Raw genomic sequence first — 22,248 nt, forward strand, 5'->3', positions numbered from 1 at the left:
ATGAATACGCGCCATCGCATCGACCATCTGGCATTCGACCTGACGTTCACGGCAGGCGGGCTGGACATGTCGCAAAGCGATGCGCTGCGCTCACTGGTCGTCGACAGGCTGTTGCCGGTGGTGTCCACGGTTTTCGATAACCGTGCGCCTGGCGAAGGCGTGATTCGTATTGATCGGCTCGACATCGATCTGGGCAGCGTCCCGGTGGCCGATTTGCCGGAAGCGCTTGCGGAAAGCTTGTCCGACGCGCTGGAGCAGGCGTTGGCGGAGCGGGGTGGCGACGTGCCCGGACATGGCGCACCGGTGGTGACACGCTTCGAATCGGCAGTCGATGCCGACACGGCTTCGCTCATGGGATTTCTTACGTCCGGGCGGTTGCCGGATCGGCTGGCAGCGGTAACCGATGCCGGGCGAGCTGTGCGTGGTGACGTTCGTGCCGATGAGGGGCAGGGGCGGCGGCAAGCCGCACGCAAGAGGCCATGGGAGGAATCGCGGCAGGAAGTGGGGCAGGAGGTGGGGCAGGAGGTGCGGCAGGACGCTCAGGCTGATGTGGAAGCCGACACACAAGGCGACACGGAGCGCGACACGCGTTCCGACGCGCAAGGCGAAACGCAGCGCGACACACGTTCCGACGCACAAGACGAAACGCAGCGTGCCGCGTATTCCGACGCGGAAGCCCTATCGCGGTCCGACAGGCAATCCGATGCGCAAGGCCAAACGTCGCCCGATAGGCAATCCGATGCGCAGGGCCGAACGCCGCCCGACAGGCATTCCAACGCGCAGCGCCAAACGCCGGACGACGCGCAATTCGACGAGCCGAGTGAAACGCAACATGACGTGCAATCTGCCGCGCAAACCCATGTATCTAACGCACCTCTGGAGGCGTTGCTCGCCAGGGTGCTGGCGGGAGATGTCGAGCCGATAAGACGACTGCTGTTGAGCAGTGCTTCACGCGACGTACAGATCGCGCGATTGGTGCGGCAGTTTCCAGAGGCTCAGATCGAGGCAATGCTTTACGCGCTCCGACCTGCGGAAGCGCAGCGCTGGTTGGCAGACTTAGATGCGATCGACGAGACGCTTGCCGTCGCAGGGTGGACGGCGAACGCGCGCGAGGCGGCACAACTCGTCGCGCGAGAAAAACTGTTGGCGATCGGCCTGACCCCGCTGAGTGCCGGAGGACTGCAAACGCCGTGGCACGAGATCTGGCAAGCGGTCTTGATCGGCGAGCGGGCAGGTCTTGGCACGCAAAACACGGCGAAAGCAGGTCAGGACATCGCAACGCGAGCAGCACAAGTCCTTAGGCAGGTGGAACTTGCCCAACTCGCTCCCGCGCCCCTCATGTTGGCGGTGTTGCGCCGATTGGCCGGAACGAGTGCGCATGGGCGAGCGGCCGTTATGGATCGACCGATATCACCCGGTACGGCGGCTAACGTGGGCGACGTGAACAAAGTGGTCAACGTCGACGATATGGCCGACGTTACCAACGCGGCCGATGTGGTTGATTTGGCTAATGTCCCCAATGTCCCCAATGGGCTGCCTTTCGCCGAAATAGATATAGCCGATGGCGAGGGTCGAGAGGTGGAAATCGCCAGCGAACGTCTAGTGGCGAAAGCCGCGTCGCGTGACGATAGTGTTCCCCACAAATTGACGAAGGAAGCCGAGGGAGAAGCGGGGACGGAAGCATGGACGAGAGCCGCTGACGCAAAAGAAGAAGATCGTGCAACCGCCGAGTTGGCGACGATGGGTGGCAACAGCGTGGCACAAGGCGATTGGCGTGGTGCTAACGAAACGCTGACCGAAACGCCGTATTCAGCCCACTTACTTGCGCGGACGCGAGTGCTGTTGGCAAACGCGTTTGCGCGAGGGCAATCGCAGGCGCTCTACGATGTTTGGCCGCAGTTGATGCGCGAAGCACCGACGCTGGTGAGGGATGCGCTGCGTCACTATGCGGCCTATCCCGATTTACGCGACAGGATGGCAATGTCGCTTCCAGTGTCGTTGTTGGAGGACATGCTGGCACTGCTTGCGGCGCAAATGCCGGAGAGCCAAAGCGAGCAAGCGGCGCTCACCGGATGGGCGCGTCGTCGCGCATGGTCTGAAGCCGTCGCGGCTGCGTTTTCAGGAACATCCGCAGAGATCGAGGGGGAAGAGGGCAGCGACGGTGCCTCGCCATCGATGTTGGTAGATGAAGCGTGGCGTCACATGAGCGCGGATGCCGCAGTCGTTGCAGCAGACGGCACACCTGAACCGACGAACTTGGCGACGCCACACGTCTCAACCGCCGAGGCGCAGTTGCACGATGAGGTGGTGCGCCCGGGCTCCACGTTGGAGACGAATCCGGCGCTCGTTGCGCATTCGGGAACAGTGGCGGCGAGTGTCCCAGACGAGTCTGCCTCACCAAACGATGGGGAATCGACCCCGCGCGTCAGCCATACCGGCGCGGCCGGTGAACGCGAACAACAAAAATCGGAATCGCCTGCGGAGGCGATGCCCCCGTCACCCGACATCGCAGACGAAGCAATGATGTCGGCTGCCGCAGGGAGGAACCCGGCTGCCGCACGCCCTGCGCAACCGATTGCGGGCAAGCCGAGCGACGAGCAATCGGCTATTGAGATATCCGTAGCCCCTGACCCCGACAACGAATCGGCAGTTGCCAAAGTGGAAGCCGGGGCTACTGGCGGGCACGTCGGTGAGCGTGGCCGGTTGATTGAGGCGTTACTCAGTGGCGAGTCGGCGCCGCTGTACGACGATTGGGCGGACTGGCTGTCGACGCGCGGTGAAATGTTGACCAGCGCGTTTCGGCATTACGGACGGCGGGACGAGGTATTGACGCGAATCGTCGCGGGTTTTCCGGAGAACATGCTGCTGGATTTGGCGACGCTGTTGCACCCAGCGAGCGCAGTGTATTGGCGATCGCTCCGGGCACTTGCCCGAGAGGATGCGCTGCCGGAGCGCCCGGTTTCCGTCCGTGGCGAGCCGAAGGCCGACGATATAGCGGCCAATGTGCCGTCGCATGACTCGATAGCGGCGAGCGCGTTGCCTTCCGCGCTGCCGACGAACGGCACGGATTTACCGTCACACGCGTCAGTCGATGTGTGGAGGCGGGCGATCTGGAAGCGAGTGTTCGAATGGTTGCTTCAGACGTCGCCTGTCCAGCCTTTGACGCTCGACGGAATGCGGGGTCTGGCGAGTGCCGAGCGCCTCGCTGGTTGGCAGCTTCGGTTGATGCAAGTCTGGGAATCCAACGCGCTTGGGCTTGCGACCGAGCAGGGCGACGTCAGAAAGCCGTTGATCGCCCCGACTGGGCGCAGCGACTCACCGAATTCGGCGGTCACGCGTGATGCCTTCGACGACCCGACGCAACACGGGATTAGCGCCCGCGATGCCGTTCCAGATGCCGAATCCTCGTCAGCGTTGGAGGGGGGCGAGTCGCTTGGCGAACGTGGCGCTTCGAACGAGTCCGGCACGGCAGTGGCCAAATCCGAAGTCTCAGGGGGCTCTCAGGCCGTCTTAGTACCCCGCACAACAAGCGCATCCAGTAGCCCAGCCGTTTCTAGCAAGTTCGCTGGTTCAGTGGAGCAACGTGGGCCAGATAGCGATATCGCTCCGGAACAAACCGGTGTTGCCGTTGGCGCCAGTGATGCCGTTGCTGCCGTTGATACGGTTGAAGCAGTTGACGTTGCTGATGCGACTGAAACCACTGATGCCGTTACCGCTGCTCATGCGAACGACGTCGGTAACGCCAGCGCATCGGATGCATTGCAGCGGCTATTGCAGGTTCACCGAGAGATGACCTCCCTCGGCGCGTCGTTGGTCAGTCGCACCGGGGGGCTGTCGCAAGAAGCGCGCGCTACGTTACAGCGCGACCTTGGCCTGAGCCGCGCAATGCTGATTTCCGGTGTCGGCACGCTCGCACCGCAGGCTTGGGCTGCCGTGGCGGATATTGTTGTCTCCGTGAGCGAAGCGATTCCCGCCGCTCATCGCGAATCGTTTTACGACGCCATCGTCAAGCACACACCTGTCGCGTCACCGGAGGCATCCCTCGCCGTTGCGCGCTATTACGCCAGTGTTGTCGCCGCATTGCTGGAAGGCTCGACGCTGGACCTCGAAGCGTTGAGCGAAACGGCATCGATGAATAGGGCGCTCGATGAAGACAGTGTGCACGCCACGGAGCATCGGGATAACGCGGCATCACCTGCCAGTTCCGCATCGACGCTCTCAACAAAAACTGACGCACAGCCTGACGCACCCCATCACTCTGCGGACACAGCCTCGCGTCCCACACCCGATCAGACGTCGCGCCGGACTTCGTTTCCCGAGTCGACTGCGCGCCAGCGACCGGCCCAACATCGCTCTCAAGAAAGTGGCCCCGATATGGCATCCACGCAGCCTACCGATTTTCTCGACTACGTCGCTTCATCGGACTTCCGCAATGGGCGCGGGACGCATCCACCAGGGTTGTCCGTCTGGTTGCATCAGGCGATGCAGACGGGCGCGGCAGCGCTGCGTCAGGTCCTCACGCCTGCCGCTATCGACGACGATTTGGCCGGACGTTGGCTCGATCTCGTGCCGGTTGACCTGTGGCCCGGCTTTGCCCGCCTGTCGTCGCGCGACACCGCCGAGATTGACCGAATGCTACGTCTGTCGGCGGATATCACCGATCTCTTCGTGCTGAGTCTAGATACACACCCGGGAGCACATCCGGCCGCGAACACGCCTGCAAAGTTGGCGCGCGCCCGATGGCTAACGCTCTTCGGATGGCTCTTTGCGCCACAGCGCGCTTACGCAGGCGCAACGTTTGCCTCTGCGCTCGCCACCCGGTTGTCCAAAGCGACGTCCCGTGAGATGTCGCCCGTGCTGGCAAGCCGGATACGGGAGCAGACCGGCATCGACATTGCGGTGCCGAGCGCCAACTCGAGCGACCTATCGCAAACGCCAACTCGGGTGATACATGCCGGTGCCGTGCTGCTGTGGCCGTTTCTTTCGCGTCTATGGGAGGTGTTCGATCTCATGGAAGCGTATTGGGAAGATGGGCACCGGCGCAGCCGTTTTGTCAGCGATGCTGCTGTCGAGCGGGCGGTCTTGATGCTTCACTATGTCGTGAGCGGACGCACGGAAGCGCCGGAGTATGACTTGGTGATGCACAAGCTGCTATGCGGCCTGCCATCGAGCGTGCCAGTCGCGCGGCACATCGAGGTCACTGCGCAAGAAGACACCATCATCAATGACCTGCTTCGCTCCATGATTCAGCACTGGTCAGCGATAGGCAGCACATCGCCAGAAGGGCTGCGAGAGGCCTTCTTGCAGCGGGCAGGCGTGTTGTCACTGGGCGAAAACGGCTGGCATCTCAAGGTGGAACGGACTGCCTTCGACGTGCTGCTCGAGCGTCTGCCTTGGGGAATTTCGACTGTGCACCTTTCGTGGATGCCACAACCGTTATGGGTGCAATGGGTATGACCGACACCATCACCCCACTCACGGCGAACGCCGAGAGCTTGTCGCGCGAAATCGCGTGGTTCAACGCGGTACTCGAGACGCGCATGCATGCCTACTTCATGCACGAAGGCGGCCCGCACGACATTCACGCGCACACGCCGCCGGACTTGACCGGCGACCCGTCGCCATTTGCCAAGACGCTACAGGCGCTGGGGCTGGCCAAGCATTTCGACGCCCGTGTGGTGCTCATGCTTGCCATGCTGCCGCACATCAGGCCGCAGGCGCTCGATTTGCTCTTCACGCAGAACAAGAACACCGAGCGACAGTTCACCGAATTCGGCGGCTGGCGCGGCCAGCATCACAGCGGCTTGCTGCCGACCTGCGAAACGGCGGCCTTCATACTCGCCGGTGACGACCTCGCGCGACGGTTCGAGATTCTGCAACTGTTCGACGCGGAGCATACGTTTGCGCGGGAATCGATCTTGCGGCTAGAGCGCCGCGCCGAAGGCGAGCCTGCGCTCGCCGCTGCGCTGCACGTCGAGCGCGACTTTCTCGAACGCTGCACGTCCGGCAGTGAACACAAGCCCGATTACAGCGCGGGGTTTCCGGCCAAACGCATCACTACGCTGCGCGACTGGCACGACTTGGTGCTAGCGCCGGACGTGATCGACGAGATCGACCAGATTCGGCAATGGCTCGATGGCGGCGAAGCCGTCATGCAACGCTGGCAACTCGATCGAATGGTCAAACCGGGCTTCCGGGCGTTGTTCTACGGGCCGCCGGGCACCGGCAAGACGCTCACGGCGTCGTTGCTAGGCAAGGCGGCGGGCGTCGATGTCTACCGGATCGACCTGTCCAAGATCGTCTCGAAGTACATCGGCGAGACCGAGAAAAACATGGCGAATGTATTCGATCAGGCGCAGAACAAGCGCTGGATTCTGTTCTTCGACGAAGCCGACGCACTCTTCGGCAAACGCACGGAAGGCAGCAGCGCCAACGATCGTCACGCGAATCAGGAGGTCGCCTATCTCCTCCAGCGGATTGAAGACTACCCCGGCGTCGTGCTGCTCGCGACCAATCTGAAGGGCAATATCGACGAGGCCTTCGCACGGCGCTTCCAAAGTGCCATTCACTTTCCGTTGCCCGATAGCGAACAACGCTTGCGCTTATGGAAGAGCCTGTTCCCGAAAGGGAAGGGCTTGGGGCCCGACGTCGATCTCGTGACGCTGGCCGAAAACCATGTGCTCTCCGGTGGCGCACTGCTCAACGTTGCCCAGCATGCGGCCATGCGCGCCGAGCGTGAGGGGCGCGATACCGTCAGCCATGCCGATCTACTGCGCGGAGTGCGGCGTGAACTCATCAAGGAAGGGCGGACGATCTGATATGACCATCCTGTTCTCCAACTCTAAGCGCACGTGTACACGGATCGTCACGATGTGTGCGGCGCTCGCTGGCCTGATGCTGCCCATACCGAGCCATGCGACGGCCTCGGCGGTGAGTGCCCCAAGTGCGCCAAGTGCCGCGTCCGCTCCCAAGGCAAGTGCGGGCGCGCCGGACTCAGCGCCCGCATCGACAGCGCCCGCTAGCGTCCCAGTCGCTGCTATCGCCCCTGTAGCCCCTGTCGCTTCTTCGGCAGCCCCGGCGATGGCATCCACGCCGGTCGCGCCGCGACAGGCTGCACCGACGCAGTCGCCGCCACCAACGCCCACATCCGTGCCGACGGAACCGGTTGCCGCGCCTGCTGCACCGGCGCCCGTCATTCGCACGACGAACATGGCGCCGCCGATGGGCAGCGATGGCAAGCCGATGACGCCGCAAGACGCGCTTCGTATCGTGAACACGGTACAGGTGGCGCCGGAACCGACGAGCGGCGTGGGGGCGGTGCTGATTTCCGCCGATGTGGTGCGTCACCTGCCACCAGCTACGCGCCGCGCGATTCAGCAGGCGTTGCTGACGATCTACTCGGATGATCCGGCGTATTTGCAGGCGTATCGCGAAAGCACACGGCCGTTGTCGGACAATTTGGTCGGCCCGATTACGCTCTCGTGGCTCAACCGATTCTGGCTCGATTTCAAGATGCAACCCGTCGGCAACCTGACCAACGCATCGGTACAGGCGCTGCTGAAGTTTGCGAGCATTGTGCGGGCCCATCCGCAGTGGAAGACCGATCTCGTCAGCGCCGATCTGGGCCGTTGGATCGACAGCTTCGAGCCGCGAGAACAGGCGCGCTATTACCAGATTCGGCTCGCGGGCACCGACGATGAAATTGCAGCGATGCTTTGGCTTTATCACCTCGATACCGATGGGCGCCGCAACGCAGGCCCCGACCCGGATCGTGCGCTGCTGACGATCTATAACTACACGCTGGAGGCGAATGACTTCCGCCTGCTGGCGTCGAAGTCGAAAGTGATCGACAAGCTCTCGGCGCTTCAGGACAAGGTTTATCTGAACCAGCCGTTGTTCGACGCGGCGGTGCTCGACGCGCTGAAGGATCTGGGCACGCAGGCCGACGCGTATTTGCCCGAAGCGCGTGCTGCCGCTGTCACCACCACCTACCAGCTGACCGATATCTCGGTGCAGCAACTACGGCAAGCTGGTCGCGTGCCCGCGCCGATCATCGATGCCGTGTCGGGTCTGACAGAGGAATACGCCAGTCAGGCCGACTTCAACGAGGCGATTCTCGATGCCACGTCTGACGTGAAGATCGCCGTCGACGCGTACGTGCCCGACATCATGCGCGCGGCGCAAACGCAGACCACTTATGTGCTGACGGCGCAGGCACTGGCCGAACTGGCCGCGAGCCGCCGCAACGAAGCCGTGCCACCGGTGATTCTCGACATGCTCAAGGGCTTGCAGGGCCTGCAATATCCGCAGTTGTGGCTGTTCGATCACGCCGTCATGGCGCGCTTGCGTCAGGGCGTGGGGGCGTGTCCGACAGGCATTCCGGGCAGTGTGGCCGATGCCCGCAAGATTTCCGCCGAGCAAATGCAGCAGCTCTCGGCGGTGTTGAAAGATCCCGCGCTATTCGCCCAGCTCGATGCGCTGTGGAAGAAGGGCGATTGCAGCAACGTGGACGTGCTGACGTTGCCGCAACTGATGCAAACGCTGTACGACCGGTTCCGGCCGTCGCTCGTGGCCACGGCACGCAAGCGCCCGGCGTTCGATCCGACGCAACGCGTGCAATGGAGCGGTGCGGGCTGCGGCTGTGTGCTCGACGCCTTGCAAGGGGAGGTCTACGGTTTCTTCCCGTTCTGGATGGCGGGCCCGAAACAAATCGTCGACTTCAGCACGATTTCCCGCGTTGGCTATTACGGCGCAACGTTCGACGACAGCGGCAAGCTACAACAGGCGAACGACGGGCGCAGTTTTGTCGACCTTGCCCAAGCGAGCGTCGGTCTGCCCGACGATTTCGTCAGCGTCGCGCAAAGGCACCAGAGCAACGTGCTGTGGGTGATTCAGCGCAACGATTGGCGGACATGGGCGCGGCTGGAGAAGAATCGCAAGGCGCAAGTGCTGGAGCGCGTGAGCGACGACATCGTTCGCCTGCTATCCACGCGGCTGAAGAACTGGACGGCCGAGGTATCGAACCACCTGCCGTTCGGTGCGCGCTTTGCACCGACCAATGGTGGCGGTGTCGTGATCTTCTTCGACGGCTATCCGGACGACCCGGTGTCAGTGCAGATCTTCAATCAGTTCATCGACAAACTGCGCACCGATTTGAGAAAGGCCGGGGCGGGCGACCGAATCGACATCATGATGCGGCACGACCGGGTGGGGCACGGCGTGTATGACTACGGCAATCTTTTCCGGCTGATCATGGAGAACGACCGGAATCCATCGACCGATTTGCTCGCGAAGGTGACGCGCGAGCGGAATCGGCGTCCTCACTTTTTGGTGCTGCTCGACGAGCCGACCACCGACTCGAAGAAAGCGCTTCGCCTCTCGGTGGAGGAGGGGTTGCACGGCGAGGAGCGTCAGATCGTGCTGCGTCAGATCGTGCCGGTTATCACGTTCGATCACGACAACTGGCAGCAGCTACAGGACGACATCGTTTACGCGCAGGACAACTTCGGCGGCATCGGTTTCTGGCCGATACAGTTGCGCAGCGATGGGAAAGCGGCAGAGGGCGGGAACAAGGCGGGGGGCGCGAGTGGGGCAGATGCTGTTATTGCAGCGGTCGACCCGACGCCGGGCGTGCAGGAATGCACGGTCACGCGAAGTGTGAGCGAATGTCTGGCGGACTATTACCAAAAGCCCGCCGGTGCGCAGTCGTCTGCCGTATGCAAGACCGTGTGCGAAAACCTATACGCGTTCCGGCTCGCGACGAAGATCATGTTGCTGCTGCTGGTCGGGTGCGGTGTGGCGTACTACGTGTCGTGCCGCTGGCGCGAACTGATGGCGCGTTACTACCATGCGCCCGCGCTCGTGGTGGCGGCCGTCTGGCTCTTGCTCTCGCTGGCTTTGCTCTTCTGCGACCCGTTCCTGCGATGGCTTGCGCGCGGCTACATGATTCCGATCTTCCTCGTGCTGTTCATCATCGCGCTGATCGCTTGGTATCAGTACCAGTTGAAGGCGCGAGATGAACAGCCCTAGACCATCGTTAGCCGCCCTGCGACGCCTTAGTGCGTCGCAGCGTGCAGACGGGCGGCGACCTGCGCCACGCGCGCCGCATAGCGCTTGACCGTTTCGAGGTCGCCGCTGGAGATTTCCTCCGTCGTGGCATCGGCGGGCGACTGCACCAGTGCGCCGACCGAGCCGCCCAGATTGTTCACGTCTTCGCGCGTCGCGGCTTTGGTGTTCGCGGGCAGCAAGCCGAGGCTGACCCAGATGCCGCCGTGTTGCGAGGCGAGCGTCTGCAAATAGATCAACGTGACTTGCTTGTCGCCGTTCAGGCTCGCGCTGTTCGTGAAGCCACCGAACACCTTGTCTTGCCAACCGCGTCCGAACCACTGCTTGGACGACGCATCGGCAAATTTCTTGAACTGCCACGGCACCGAGCCCATGTACGTGGGCGTGCCGAAGATGATCGCCTGCGCTTGCGCCAAGGCCTCCCAACCGGCATCGCTCACGTTGCCGTCTTCACTGATTTCGATCAGCTCGGCACCGCTGCCTTGCGCGGCCGCTTCGGCGGCCCGCTTCGTATGTCCGTAACCCGAAAAATAAACGATGGCCGTTTTTGCCATGACAACTCCTTACACACCGAGAAATGCCGGATTGGCACTGGAGCGTCGATAGTATATTTTGTATAGCAGCCTAACAAGAAGTTACCTGGTGGTAACTGGTTACCGGAGGGATATCATGCCGCGCAATGCCGCATTGGCGAGGACTGACGACGTCGCGAGTCGTTACAACGTCTATATGGAGGGCTGTCCGGCCCGGCTTGTATTTAGCCGATTGGCGGACAAGTGGTCGCTGCTGATCGTGAAGATTCTTCGCGACGATGCGCAGCGATTCAATCAATTGCGCCGTGAAATCGGTGGCATCTCGCCCAAAGCGTTGAGCCAGACGCTGCAAAAACTCGAGCGTGACGGGCTGGTGCATCGCGAGGCGTTCGCCACGGTGCCGGTGACGGTCGAATACTCGCTCACCGAGCTAGGCCGCACGCTATCGGAACTCGTCGACCCGCTGGTGGCCTGGGCGGAAAACCATATCGAGGAAGTCTTGCGCTCCCAGAACCGTTTCGATGATCATTGACGTCAGATTGACCAACCCATCCATAGATTGGAAATTCTGATGGCAACGAGCAGCACGGAAGTCGATGAACTGCGCACCACGCTGATTGGCAATGGCGTTGAACTGCATCCCCTTGAGGTCCACCATCGCTCGGCACTTGTCGACGCGGCTGCCGACGGCGAGTTGTGGAATCTGAAATTCACCGTCGTGCCGGGGGAAGCCACCATCGACGGCTATATCGACAAAGCGTTGAAGGGACGGCAAGACGGCACCGTGATGCCGTTTGTCATTGTGCGGCGCGATACCGGACGGGTGGTGGGCAGCACGCGTTTCTGGAAAATCGATCGGGCGAATCGGAAACTGGAGATCGGCCACACATGGCTGAGCGCGTCAGCGCAGCGTTCGAGCATCAATACCGAAGCCAAGTATTTGCTGCTGACGCATGCGTTCGATGTCATGCAATGCGTGCGCGTGCAGTTCACGACCGATGAAACGAACGCAAAGTCGCGCGCAGCGATTTTGCGCATCGGGGCCACGCAAGAAGGCATCGTTCGACACGAGCGCATCATGCCCGACGGCCGAAAGCGCAATTCGGTGCGTTTTAGCATCATCGATAACGAGTGGCCGGACGTGAAGGCCATGCTCTTACAGAAGCTGGCCGCCTCTCACGCCAGTTAAACCGATACTTAACATATCAACGGTCGGTGAATTAATTAACCGACCGGTCGGTTTTTGTTGTGATAACGTCAATGGTCTCTATCCATAAGAACTCCGGAGACATTGATGACTTTGCTCACTCGCTCGCCGCGCGTGCTGGCGGCTGCGTCCGCGCATTCCTTCGCCAACGCAACACACCGTGATCCGCGCCGTTTGTCGGCCGCACTGGCGGTGTCGCTCCTGAGTCTCTCGCTGGCGGGGCCTGTGGCGGCAAAAACTGTCGAAGGTGGTCAGTCGACCGTGGCTGCACAAGGCACGGCGAACCAGGCGAGTCAGGCGATCCCTGGGCGTACCGACGTCACCATCAAGCGCGATGAATTCGGCGTGCCGCACATCTATGCCGCGACGACCTACGCGCTGTTCTATGGCTACGGTTACGCCGTGGCACAAGACCGCTTGTTCCAGATGGAGATGGCGCGGCGCAGCACGCAAGGCACCGTGGCGGAAGTGCTGGGTGAGAAGTTCGTCGACTTCGACAAATCGATCCGAGGCAACTACTGGCCCGCATCTATCCGCCGCCAGTTGGCCGATTTGCCACAGCGTGAGCGCGATATCCTCGAAGGCTATGCCGCCGGCATGAACGCCTGGATTGCCCAAGTGCGCGCGCAACCGAACACACGCATGCCGAAGCAATTCAACGACTTCGGTTTTCAACCCGCGAACTGGGATGCCTTCGATGTCGCCATGGTTTTCGTGGGCACGATGGCCAACCGGTTCTCCGATGCGACCAGCGAAATCGACAATCTCGCGTTGGTGACGGCACTCAAAGACAAGTACGGCGCCGACAAGGGCATGGCCTTGTTTAACGAACTGAAGTGGCTCGTGAACCCCGATGCGCCTACGACCATTCCGGCATCGGAAGGCGTCTATCCGGTCAAAGTGGGGCCGTTGTCCAGCAGCAAGACGGCCGCGTCAGGACAACCGGCAGACCTGGCCTCGACGATGCAACCGCTGGCTCGCTATGACGGCCCGGCCCCGATGCTGGCGCGACTCGCACGCGGGGTCGACGGCGCGTTGCTGCATCAGTCCACGGACGATAACGCCGCCACGATGCTCGCCCAGTTTGCGCAATATGGTCAGCCCGGTCCTGCCGGTTTCCCCACCACAAGCAACATGTGGATCGTCGGGAAAAACAAGGCTCGTGACGCTAGCGCCATCATGCTCAACGGTCCGCAGTTCGGCTGGTTCGCCCCGGCGTACACGTACGGTATCGGCTTGCACGGCGCGGGCTTCGATCTCGTCGGGAATACGCCGTTCGGCTACCCCTGCATTCTGTTCGGCCACAACGGCAAGATTTCTTGGGGATCGACGGCGGGTTTCGGTGACGACATCGACATGTATGCCGAAAAACTCGATCCGGCGAACCCGAATCGCTACTTCCACAACGGCCAATGGCACGACATGGAAAAGCGCGTCGAGATCATTCGCGTGAAGGGAGGCGAGCCTGTCGTGCAAGAGGTGTATCGCACGGTACACGGCATCGTCATGCAGCGCGACAACAAGCAAAACATTGCTTACGCCAAGGCGCGCGCATGGGATGGCCTCGAAGTGCAGTCGTTGCTCGCGTGGACGCATCAAGCGCAGGCGCAAGACTGGAAATCGTGGACGGCGCAGGCGGCGCGCCATGCGCTGACGATCAACTGGTACTACGCCGATACGGCGGGCAACATCGGCTACGTGCACACGGGCGCGTATCCGGATCGCCGCCCCGGCCACGATCCGCGTTTGCCGGTGCCCGGCACGGGCGAGTGGGATTGGAAGGGGCTGCTGCCGTTCTCCACCAACCCGAAGGTCTACAACCCGAAGCAAGGCTGGATTGCCAACTGGAATAACTCGCCGCAAAAGGGCTATCCGGCAAGCGACTTGTTTGCGTTTGTGTGGGGCGGTGCCGATCGCGTCGTGGAAATCGACGAGCGCATCAAGGCGCAAGACAAATTGGGCGTCGACGACATGTGGCAGATCCTGAAGCAGACGAGTGCGGTCGATGTGAATCGCCGTCACTTCCTGCCATTCATCGAGCGCGCAACGGCCAACCTGCCCGCGACCGATGCGCGTCGCCAGCTCGCGCTGCAATTGGCGAAGTGGGACGGTTTGAACCGCGATCCGCAACACACCGGTCATTACGACACGGCAGGTCCGGCCATCATGGACGCATGGCTTAGCGCGATGCTCAAGCGCACGCTTGGCGAAGTGGTGCCTGCGCCGTACGACAAGTGGTTCTTGGCCAGCGGCTACGCCACACCGCAGGACGGGCCGACGGGGTCGGCCAACATCGGTAACGGCAGCAAGGTGCTTTACGAAGGCCTGCGCGGCGACAAAGCTGGCGTGCCGCAGACGTTCGACATCTTCAATGGCAAGCGCCCGGACGACGTGATTCTTGCTGCGCTGGACGATACGGCGAGCGCATTGAAGTCTAAACTCGGCCCGGACATGGCGGCATGGCGTGCACCGACGGTGCCGCTGACGTTCCGCGCCAACAACTTCTTCGGTGTGCCGCAGGCCAATGCCGGTGAAGCGGTGCGCACGCCGGTGTACATGAACCGAGGGACAGAGAACGATCTGATCGTCTTCGGCGCGCCTGGTACGCGCGGCAAGGTGACGGCCTACGACGTGGTTGCGCCGGGGCAGAGCGGTTTCGTTGCACCGGACGGCACGCCGTCGCCGCATTACGCCGATCAGGTGGAGATGTACACCACCTTTGGCCGCAAGCCTCTGTGGCACGACAACGCGGACGTCAATCGCGCGGCAAAGTCGGTCGAGCGCTTGAAAATTGAGCGTGAGGCGGTCTCCCAGTAAGTGCCTTGATCCTGCGCACGAAAACTAATATGATTAGGAAATTAACTTAATCAATTAGTTTTCGTGCGAGGTCGCGGATGGTCCGAGTTGGGCTGACAGTTGAACGGCTGGTCGAGGGCGGTGCCGAGTTGGCTGACGAGATTGGCTTCGAGCATTTGACCGGGGCCGCATTGGCGCGCAAGTTCGGCGTGAAGCTCGCCAGTCTCTATTCCCACCTTAAGAATCTCGACGATCTCAAATCGCAGATAGCGCTGCTGGCCCTGCGCCAATTGGCGGATGCCACGGCGCAGGCAATGGCGGGGCGCGCCGGTAAGGACGCCTTGATTGCACTGGCGAATGCACATCGAGACTACGCGCTTCGCTGCCCGGGCCGTTTTACCGCCGCGCGCCACCCGTTGTCCCCCGAGATGGCTGCCGCCAGTGCGGGGCCGCAACTCGCTCAGCTAATGCGAGCGGTGTTGCACGGTTACGCTGTCCCCGAGTCTGAGCAAGTCCATGCGATTCGTTTTCTCGGTGGCTTTTTCATGGGTTACATCACGCTCACATCATCGAGTGCGTTCGCCCATAGCGCACCGGATGCCGACGTCTCGTGGCAGCGTTGTTTAGACGCGCTCGATACCTCACTTCGGCAATGGCCTGCCACTCCGCCGCTTCCCACCGGGAATCATTGAATCCTGTCATGACCGATGCCATTGACGGCGTGCGCGTACCCGCGCGCGTCATTCCTTTTCCTCGCAGTATTAGCCCGCAGGCGCTAGCCGCGTTGCGCCGCTGGGTCAGCGCTGACGGCGAGCCGTTCAACGCGATGTACACAGCACCGGCGCCGAACGACTTCGACGGTTGGATGCGACTCAAGACGGACGCCGATGCGCAATACGGCGCAGCCATGGCGCAGGTAGCGGGTGAGTTGAACGCGAAAGTGGAAACCCGCGTGATCGGCGGCACGACGGTACACGTTGGCACACCGGCCGATGGCGTCGACGACGACGACGTCGTCTATGTCGACCTACACGGCGGCGGGTTGGTTTTTGGCGGCGGAGAGGTTTGCCGTATCGGCGCGCAGATGCAGGCCGCGCAGTTAGGTATGACGTGCTGGGGTATCGACTACCGCATGCCCCCAGTACATCCGTATCCCGCAGGGCTGGACGACTGTCTGGTGACGTACCGTCGATTGCTGGAGACGTATCCGGCAACTCACATCGTGATCGGCGGCCGCTCGGCTGGGGCCAATCTCGCGGCTGCGATGGTACTTCGCGCACGGGACGAAGGGCTGCCGATGCCCGCCGCGCTAGTGTTGCTGTCGCCGGAAGTCGACCTGACCGAATCGGGCGATAGCTTCGAAATCAATCAGCGTGTGGATGTTTTGCTCCCGAAGTCGCTGATGCCCAACAACGCGTTGTATGCGGGGGATGCCGATCTTGCGCATCCCTATCTTTCACCGTTATTCGGCGATTTCTCACAGGGTTTCGTGCCGACGTTCATCCAGAGCGGTACGCGCGACTTGTTTCTCTCGAACGCCGTGCGAATGCACCGGGCATTGCGGCGAGCCGCCGTCCCCTGCGAACTGCATATTTTTGAAGGGATGCCGCACGGCGGGTTTATGGGGGCGCCGGAGGATCAGGAGCTTCGCGCGGAAGTGGCGCGGTTCGTGCATGCACATCTGCCGAGGACGGCATCGGCAGCCGGATAAGCCGTCACATCCCGAATTCGCGCAACCCCTCAAGGTCGAGAATCGTGAGGACACCGTAATCGACCTTCACCAGTCCGGCCTGCTCCAGTACCTTGAGCGCCAGATTCACGCGTTGGCGCGATACCCCGGCGAGATAGCTCAATTCTTCCTGTGAAATCTGGATCGTCGTGTCGTCGCTCGGGTAGAGATCCGGATTGAACATCGACGACAGCGAGCGGGCCACACGTGCGTCCGTGTCGAGCAGACGTTCGTGTTCGACTGCCGCGATGAACTGGCCCAGCCGCTCGTTGAGTTGCAGGGTCAAAAAGCGGTTGAACGGAATGCTTGTGTCGAGCAGCCAATCGAAAGTGGCGATTGGCATATGCGCGACGACCGAGTCGCGCAACGCCAGTACGTCGTACTTACGAATCTCGCGCTTGAGCAGTGAGCCTTCGCCGAACCAGGCCCCCGCGGGGACGCCGGTGAATGTCACCGACTTGCCGCTCGCGGACGCGGTCGCGATTTTTACCAGCCCTTCGATGACCCCAAACCATGCGTGTGACGGGTCGCCTTTGCGGCACACATAACCACCGTTCTCGACCGGCCGCACTTGAATCTCCGCCGTCACGCGTTCGCGCTGCGCTGGCGTGAGTCCTTGTGCCCATACGCTGCGCTGCAACAGGGTCTCTAACGACATATAGGGACTTTCCCTTGATTGTCATCCGGGTGACAAATCCGTCGTGGGTCATGGGGTATCTTCGCCTTGCCATGCGCAGGGTGAGACAAGCATCCACGGTGTTGCTACACGACGCCGAAGCACAAGTATAGAAGCTGCCTGCCGCGCGGCAAAGCGATCGTCACTGCACTACAAGCCAACCAAGAAGCGCCACGAAAAGTGGCGCCAGCAGGATAGGGCGCGTTAATAAGCGTGATTGCGAATTATTGCGCGCCCGCCGACCGAGCCACGCCACGTCCCCCTCGACAATTGTCGAAACGTGGCGAGACACAGGAGACAGGCATGCAGGAGCGGACCACCTTCCCGCGATTGTTGTTGGCACACGCCGCCACACGTGGTGCCAGCACGGCGTACCGGGAAAAAGATCTCGGGATCTGGCAAAGCTGGAGCTGGCAGGAAGCGGCGGTTGAAGTGCGCATGCTTGCCTGTGCACTCGCCGCTGCCGGATTCTCGCGTGGCGATAATCTCGCCATCATCGGCAATAACCGCGTACGTCTGTACTGGGCCATGACGGCAGCGCAAGCGCTCGGCGGTGTCGCCGTGCCGTTGTATCAAGATGCTGTCGCGGCAGAAATGATTCACGTGCTCGAAGACGCCGAGATCAATTTCGCCATCGTCGAAGATCAGGAACAAGTCGACAAGCTGCTCGAGTTGCGCGAGAGCGTGCCGCATCTGGCGCACATCATTTACGAAGACCCGCGCGGTCTGCGCAACTACGATGCACCGGGTCTGCAATCGTACGCGTCGATGGTAGAACAGGGGCGTGCGTTCGACGCACAACATCCGCGTTATTACGACGACGCCGTGGCAGCGGGCGACCCCGAAGATACCGCCACGATTCTTTACACTTCGGGCACGACCGGAAAGCCGAAAGGCGTCTGTCATTCGCACGCGGGCTTGATCGGCGCGGCGCATCACGGCAGTCAATTCGACAAGCTCGGCCCGGGTGACGAAGTGCTGTCGTATCTGCCGATGGCATGGGTGGGCGACCATCTCTTCTCTTACGCGCAGGCGCTGGTGGCAGGATTCACCGTCAACTGCCCGGAGTCGCCCGAGACCGTCGCGACCGATATGCGCGAGATCGGCCCGACCTATTACTTCGCCCCGCCGCGCGTGTACGAGAACGTGCTCACGCAGGTGATGATTCGCATGGAAGACGCGAGCGCGATCAAGCGCAAACTCTTCTCACATTTCATGAACGTTGCGCAGCGCTGCGGTGCCGCCGTGCTCGATGGTCAGCCCGTCTCGCTGGTGGACCGTCTGCAATATGCGCTCGGCAACCTCTGCATCTACGGGCCGCTGCGCAACACGCTCGGCATGAGCCGCATCCGCACGGCGTATACCGCCGGTGAAGCGATCGGCCCCGATCTGTTCAAGTTCTACCGCGCCATTGGCATCAATCTGAAGCAGTTCTACGGACAAACGGAGACGTGCGCTTACGTCTGCCTGCAACCTGATCGTCAGGTGCGCTTCGACAGCGTGGGTCCCGTCGCCCCGGGCATGGAAATCAAGATTGGCGAGAGCGGTGAAGTGTTGGTGCGCGGCGTCGGGTTGCTCAAGGAGTATTACAAGCGCCCCGATGCCACGCGCGAAGCCTTCGACGAGAACGGCTATTTCCGCACGGGTGACGCCGGCATCATCGATGCCGACGGGCATCTGCGCATCGTCGATCGCGCCAAGGACGTGGGCAAGCTCGCGTGCGGATCGCTGTTCGCACCCAAGTTCATCGAGAACAAGCTCAAGTTCTTCTCGTACATCAAGGAAGCCGTGGCGTTCGGCGATGGCCGCGACAAGGTGTGCGCGTTCATCAACATCGACATGGATGCGGTCGGCAACTGGGCGGAGCGCCACAACCTGCCGTATGCGGGCTATCTCGATCTGGCGGGCAACGAGCAAGTGGCCGAGCTGATTTTGGGCTGCATCGAGCAGGTGAATGCCGATCTGGCGAAAGAATCGGCGTTCGCCGCCGCGCAGATCCATCGCTTCATGATTCTGCATAAAGAGCTCGACCCCGATGACGACGAATTGACGCGCACGCGCAAAGTGCGTCGCGCCTTTATCGCCCAGAAGTACGACGTACTGATCGACGCGTTCTACACGGGCAAGACGGCGCAGTTCATTGAAACGCGTGTGAAGTTCGAAGACGGGCGGGAAGGCAGCGTGAGCGCCACGCTGACCATTCACCCCGCACGGGTGCTCGGCACTCGCGCCCCTGTCGACGACCCTGCGCCTGTGGGCTTGCGCTGCGCCGCATAGTTGCGCGTACGGCGGGCGCACCGGGCAAACACGTCATTCACAACGTCATCCGAATTCCGCAGGAGCAGGCATGAACGACAAACGCAAGGCCGGCGACGTGTTGATCGACTTGCAGCACATCAGCTTGTCGTTCGGCGGCGTCAAGGCGCTGACCGATATTTCGTTCGATGTGCGCGAGCATGAAATCCGGGCCATCATCGGCCCGAACGGCGCGGGCAAGAGCTCGATGCTCAATGTGATTAACGGCGTCTATCACCCGCAGCAAGGCACGATCGTCTTTCGGGGGCAGGTGCGCCAACGCATGCACCCAACGTCTGCCGCGCGGCAAGGGGTGGCGCGCACGTTCCAGAACATCGCGCTGTTCAAAGGCATGACCGTCCTCGACAACATCATGACGGGCCGCAACACGCGCATGCGCTCGGGGCTGCTTGCCAGCGCCCTGTGGTGGGGCCCGGCGCGCCGCGAAGAGACCGAACACCGCGAAAAGGTCGAGGAGATCATCGACTTTCTCGAAATTCAGCATATCCGTAAGACGCCGGTCGGCCGCTTGCCGTATGGCTTGCAAAAGCGCGTCGAGCTGGCGCGCGCATTGGCGGCCGAGCCGGAACTGCTGTTGCTCGACGAGCCCATGGCGGGGATGAATCTCGAAGAGAAGCGCGACATGTGCCGCTTCATTCTCGAAGTCAACGAAGAGTTCGGCACGACGATCGTGCTCATCGAACACGACATGGGCGTGGTGATGGATATCTCGGATCGCGTTGTCGTACTCGATTACGGCAAGAAGATCGGAGATGGTTCGCCCGCGCAAGTCAAACAAGACCCCGAAGTCATCCGCGCCTATCTCGGATCGGCGCACGGCGTACCCGCTGCGGCGTGAGCCTTGCCGCGCACGGCCACGCATTTGCGACTTGGAGACATCGATGCAGTTCTTTCTAGAAATTCTGATCGGCGGGCTGCTCTCGGGCGTGATGTATTCGCTCGTGGCGCTGGGCTTTGTGCTGATCTTCAAAGCGTCCGGGGTATTCAACTTTGCACAGGGCGCGATGGTGTATTTCGCGGCGCTCTCGGTCGTCGGATTGATGGAGCGAGGATTGCCGCTGTGGGCGGCGGCGATCGGCGCATTCGGCGTCATGGTGCTCGTGGGAGCTGCGACCGAACGGTTCGTCTTGCGCAAGCTGGTGAACCAGTCGCCGATCACGCTCTTCATGGCGACCATCGGGCTGTCGTTCTTCCTCGAGGGCTTGGCGCCGCTGCTCTGGGGCAACGAAGTGCGCCCGTTGTCGTTGGGCATTGTCGACGAACCGATCGCGTCGATCATGGATTCGACCGGGCTGCTGGTCAGCAGCTTCGATCTTGCCGCGGCCGGTATCGCGGCGGTACTCGTTGCACTGCTGGCGTTGTTCTTCAAGGCCACGAGCATCGGCCGGGCATTGCGTGCCGTGGCCGACGACCATCAGGCGGCGCTGTCGCTGGGCATTCCCTTGCAGCGCATCTGGGTGGTGGTTTGGAGCGTGTCGGGTTTTGTCGCGCTCGTCGCGGGCATGCTCTGGGGTTCGCGCAACGGCGTGCAGTTCGCCTTGACGATGACGGCGCTCAAGGCACTGCCGGTGTTGATCCTTGGCGGCTTCACGTCGATTCCGGGCGCGATTGTCGGCGGACTCATCATCGGTGCGGCGGAGAAGCTTGCCGAAATCTATCTGCCGCAGTTGCTGCAAAGCCAGTTCGGAGGCAACTTCGGCGGTATCGAGGGCTGGTTCCCGTATGTCTTTGCGTTGCTGTTCCTGCTCGTTCGCCCTGAGGGGTTGTTCGGCGAGCGCCATATCGACCGTGTCTGACAACTCACCCAGAGGCCAACTATGTTCTATCGCGAAGCGGGTCAGTTCAAGACATCGTACGTCGCCGACAGTCAGATTTTCCCGATCCGTCAGGACCGCCTGACGGTTAGTGCAGTGCTGGTGATCGCCTTTGGCGTGCTGCCGTGGATTGCCTCGGAATATTGGCTCACGGCCATTCTCGTGCCGTTCCTCGTGTTCTCGCTTGCCGCGCTCGGCCTTAACATTCTCACGGGCTACGCGGGGCAGTTGTCGCTGGGTACGGCGGCGTTTATGGCGGTGGGGGCCTACGCGTCATATAACTTCCAGCTGCGCATCGAAGGCATGCCGATTCTTGCGTCGTTCGCAATGGGCGGCGTATGCGCGGCGCTCGTGGGCATCGCGTTCGGCCTGCCGTCGCTGCGCATCAAGGGCTTCTACCTCGCGGTGGCGACGCTCGCCGCGCAATTTTTCGTGCTGTGGGTGCTGACGAAGTTTCCATGGCTCTCGAACAACAGCTCGTCGGGCGTGATTACGGCGCAGAAGATTTCGATTCTCGGCGTCGACGTCAACACACCGGTGCGCAAGTACCTGTTCGTGCTCGGCATCGTATGCGTTATGGCGTTGATCGCGAAGAACCTCGTGCGCTCGCACATCGGCCGTGCATGGATGGCCGTTCGGGACATGGACGTAGCGGCCGAAGTCATCGGCATTCCGCTCATGCGCGTGAAGCTGCTGGCGTTCGCGGTGAGTTCGTTTTACTGCGGCGTTGCTGGTGCGCTGTACGCCTATTGCTACCTCGGCTCGGTGGAGCCGGACGGCTTCTCGCTCGACCTGTCGTTTCGCATCTTGTTCATGATCATCATCGGCGGCGTGGGCAGCATTTTGGGCAGCTTTCTCGGTGCGGCGTTCATCTTGCTGCTGCCGATCTTGCTCGACTTCACGCTCCCGCCGATTGCCACGTTCCTCCACCTGCCGTTCACCAACGCGACGGTCTCGCACATCCAGTTGATGCTGTTCGGTGGCCTCATCATCTTTTTCCTGATTGTCGAGCCGCACGGTCTGGCGCGACTCTGGCAAATCACTAAGGAGAAGCTGCGCATCTGGCCGTTCCCGCACTGATTTCGATGTATTGACGCACCGGCAAACGGGCG

General features: G+C 61.7%; 14 protein-coding genes. 12 read left to right on the forward strand and 2 right to left on the reverse strand.

Annotated elements, in window-relative coordinates; genetic code table 11:
- The 3 genes from PPN31114_RS03255 (at window position 1) to PPN31114_RS03265 (ending at window position 10,029) form a co-directional block, all read left to right on the forward strand.
- The gene (locus PPN31114_RS03255) at window positions 1-5,457 is read left to right on the forward strand and encodes a contractile injection system tape measure protein (protein WP_150678043.1); all 5,457 of its coding nucleotides are present in this window, start codon (window positions 1-3) and stop codon (window positions 5,455-5,457) included.
- The gene (locus PPN31114_RS03260) at window positions 5,454-6,818 is read left to right on the forward strand and encodes an ATP-binding protein (RefSeq protein WP_174987626.1); all 1,365 of its coding nucleotides are present in this window, start codon (window positions 5,454-5,456) and stop codon (window positions 6,816-6,818) included. The genes PPN31114_RS03255 and PPN31114_RS03260 overlap by 4 nt, the downstream gene beginning before the upstream one ends.
- A 262-nt stretch (window positions 6,819-7,080) precedes the next feature.
- On the forward strand, window positions 7,081-10,029 hold the full coding sequence (locus PPN31114_RS03265) for a hypothetical protein (protein WP_150678044.1): 2,949 nt from the start codon (window positions 7,081-7,083) through the stop codon (window positions 10,027-10,029).
- Window positions 10,030-10,055: 26 nt separating this feature from the next.
- On the opposite strand, the gene PPN31114_RS03270 is transcribed toward PPN31114_RS03265, so the two are convergent.
- The gene (locus PPN31114_RS03270) at window positions 10,056-10,619 is read right to left on the reverse strand and encodes a flavodoxin family protein (protein WP_150678045.1); all 564 of its coding nucleotides are present in this window, start codon (window positions 10,617-10,619) and stop codon (window positions 10,056-10,058) included.
- Between the two features lie 115 nt (window positions 10,620-10,734).
- On the opposite strand from PPN31114_RS03270, the gene PPN31114_RS03275 reads away from it, so the two are divergent.
- The 5 genes from PPN31114_RS03275 (at window position 10,735) to PPN31114_RS03295 (ending at window position 16,312) form a co-directional block, all read left to right on the forward strand.
- Window positions 10,735-11,130 (forward strand): winged helix-turn-helix transcriptional regulator, encoded by a 396-nt coding sequence (locus PPN31114_RS03275; protein ID WP_150678046.1) that lies wholly within the window; start codon window positions 10,735-10,737, stop codon window positions 11,128-11,130.
- Window positions 11,131-11,169: 39 nt separating this feature from the next.
- On the forward strand, window positions 11,170-11,787 hold the full coding sequence (locus tag PPN31114_RS03280; protein WP_150678047.1) for a GNAT family N-acetyltransferase: 618 nt from the start codon (window positions 11,170-11,172) through the stop codon (window positions 11,785-11,787).
- A gap of 105 nt (window positions 11,788-11,892) precedes the next feature.
- Window positions 11,893-14,622, forward strand: coding sequence for a penicillin acylase family protein (locus PPN31114_RS03285; RefSeq protein WP_150678048.1), 2,730 nt, complete (start codon window positions 11,893-11,895; stop codon window positions 14,620-14,622).
- A 77-nt stretch (window positions 14,623-14,699) separates the two neighbouring features.
- The gene (locus PPN31114_RS03290; RefSeq protein WP_150678049.1) at window positions 14,700-15,293 is read left to right on the forward strand and encodes a TetR/AcrR family transcriptional regulator; all 594 of its coding nucleotides are present in this window, start codon (window positions 14,700-14,702) and stop codon (window positions 15,291-15,293) included.
- An 8-nt stretch (window positions 15,294-15,301) separates the two neighbouring features.
- Window positions 15,302-16,312 carry an alpha/beta hydrolase gene (locus PPN31114_RS03295; protein ID WP_150678050.1) on the forward strand — a complete coding sequence of 337 codons (1,011 nt, stop codon included), beginning with the start codon at window positions 15,302-15,304 and terminating at the stop codon, window positions 16,310-16,312.
- Window positions 16,313-16,316: 4 nt separating this feature from the next.
- On the opposite strand, the gene PPN31114_RS03300 is transcribed toward PPN31114_RS03295, so the two are convergent.
- Entirely contained in the window at window positions 16,317-16,988 is a 672-nt protein-coding gene (locus tag PPN31114_RS03300) for a Crp/Fnr family transcriptional regulator (protein WP_150678051.1), read from the reverse strand.
- A gap of 321 nt (window positions 16,989-17,309) precedes the next feature.
- On the opposite strand from PPN31114_RS03300, the gene PPN31114_RS03305 reads away from it, so the two are divergent.
- The 4 genes from PPN31114_RS03305 to PPN31114_RS03320 are packed head-to-tail and all read left to right on the forward strand — an operon-like array spanning window position 17,310 to window position 22,216.
- Window positions 17,310-19,283, forward strand: coding sequence for an AMP-dependent synthetase/ligase (locus PPN31114_RS03305; protein ID WP_150678052.1), 1,974 nt, complete (start codon window positions 17,310-17,312; stop codon window positions 19,281-19,283).
- A complete protein-coding gene (locus PPN31114_RS03310) occupies window positions 19,252-20,160 on the forward strand; it encodes an ABC transporter ATP-binding protein (protein WP_370865853.1) in 909 nt (302 codons plus the stop codon). Before PPN31114_RS03305 ends, PPN31114_RS03310 begins: the two co-directional genes overlap by 32 nt.
- A 43-nt stretch (window positions 20,161-20,203) precedes the next feature.
- Window positions 20,204-21,118, forward strand: a complete 915-nt coding sequence (locus PPN31114_RS03315; RefSeq protein ID WP_058378630.1) for a branched-chain amino acid ABC transporter permease — start codon at window positions 20,204-20,206, stop codon at window positions 21,116-21,118.
- A 21-nt stretch (window positions 21,119-21,139) separates the two neighbouring features.
- A complete protein-coding gene (locus PPN31114_RS03320) occupies window positions 21,140-22,216 on the forward strand; it encodes a branched-chain amino acid ABC transporter permease (RefSeq protein ID WP_150678054.1) in 1,077 nt (358 codons plus the stop codon).
- Window positions 22,217-22,248 lie beyond the last annotated feature (32 nt).

The organism is Pandoraea pneumonica, from assembly GCF_902459645.1.
Lineage (GTDB): Bacteria > Pseudomonadota > Gammaproteobacteria > Burkholderiales > Burkholderiaceae > Pandoraea > Pandoraea pneumonica.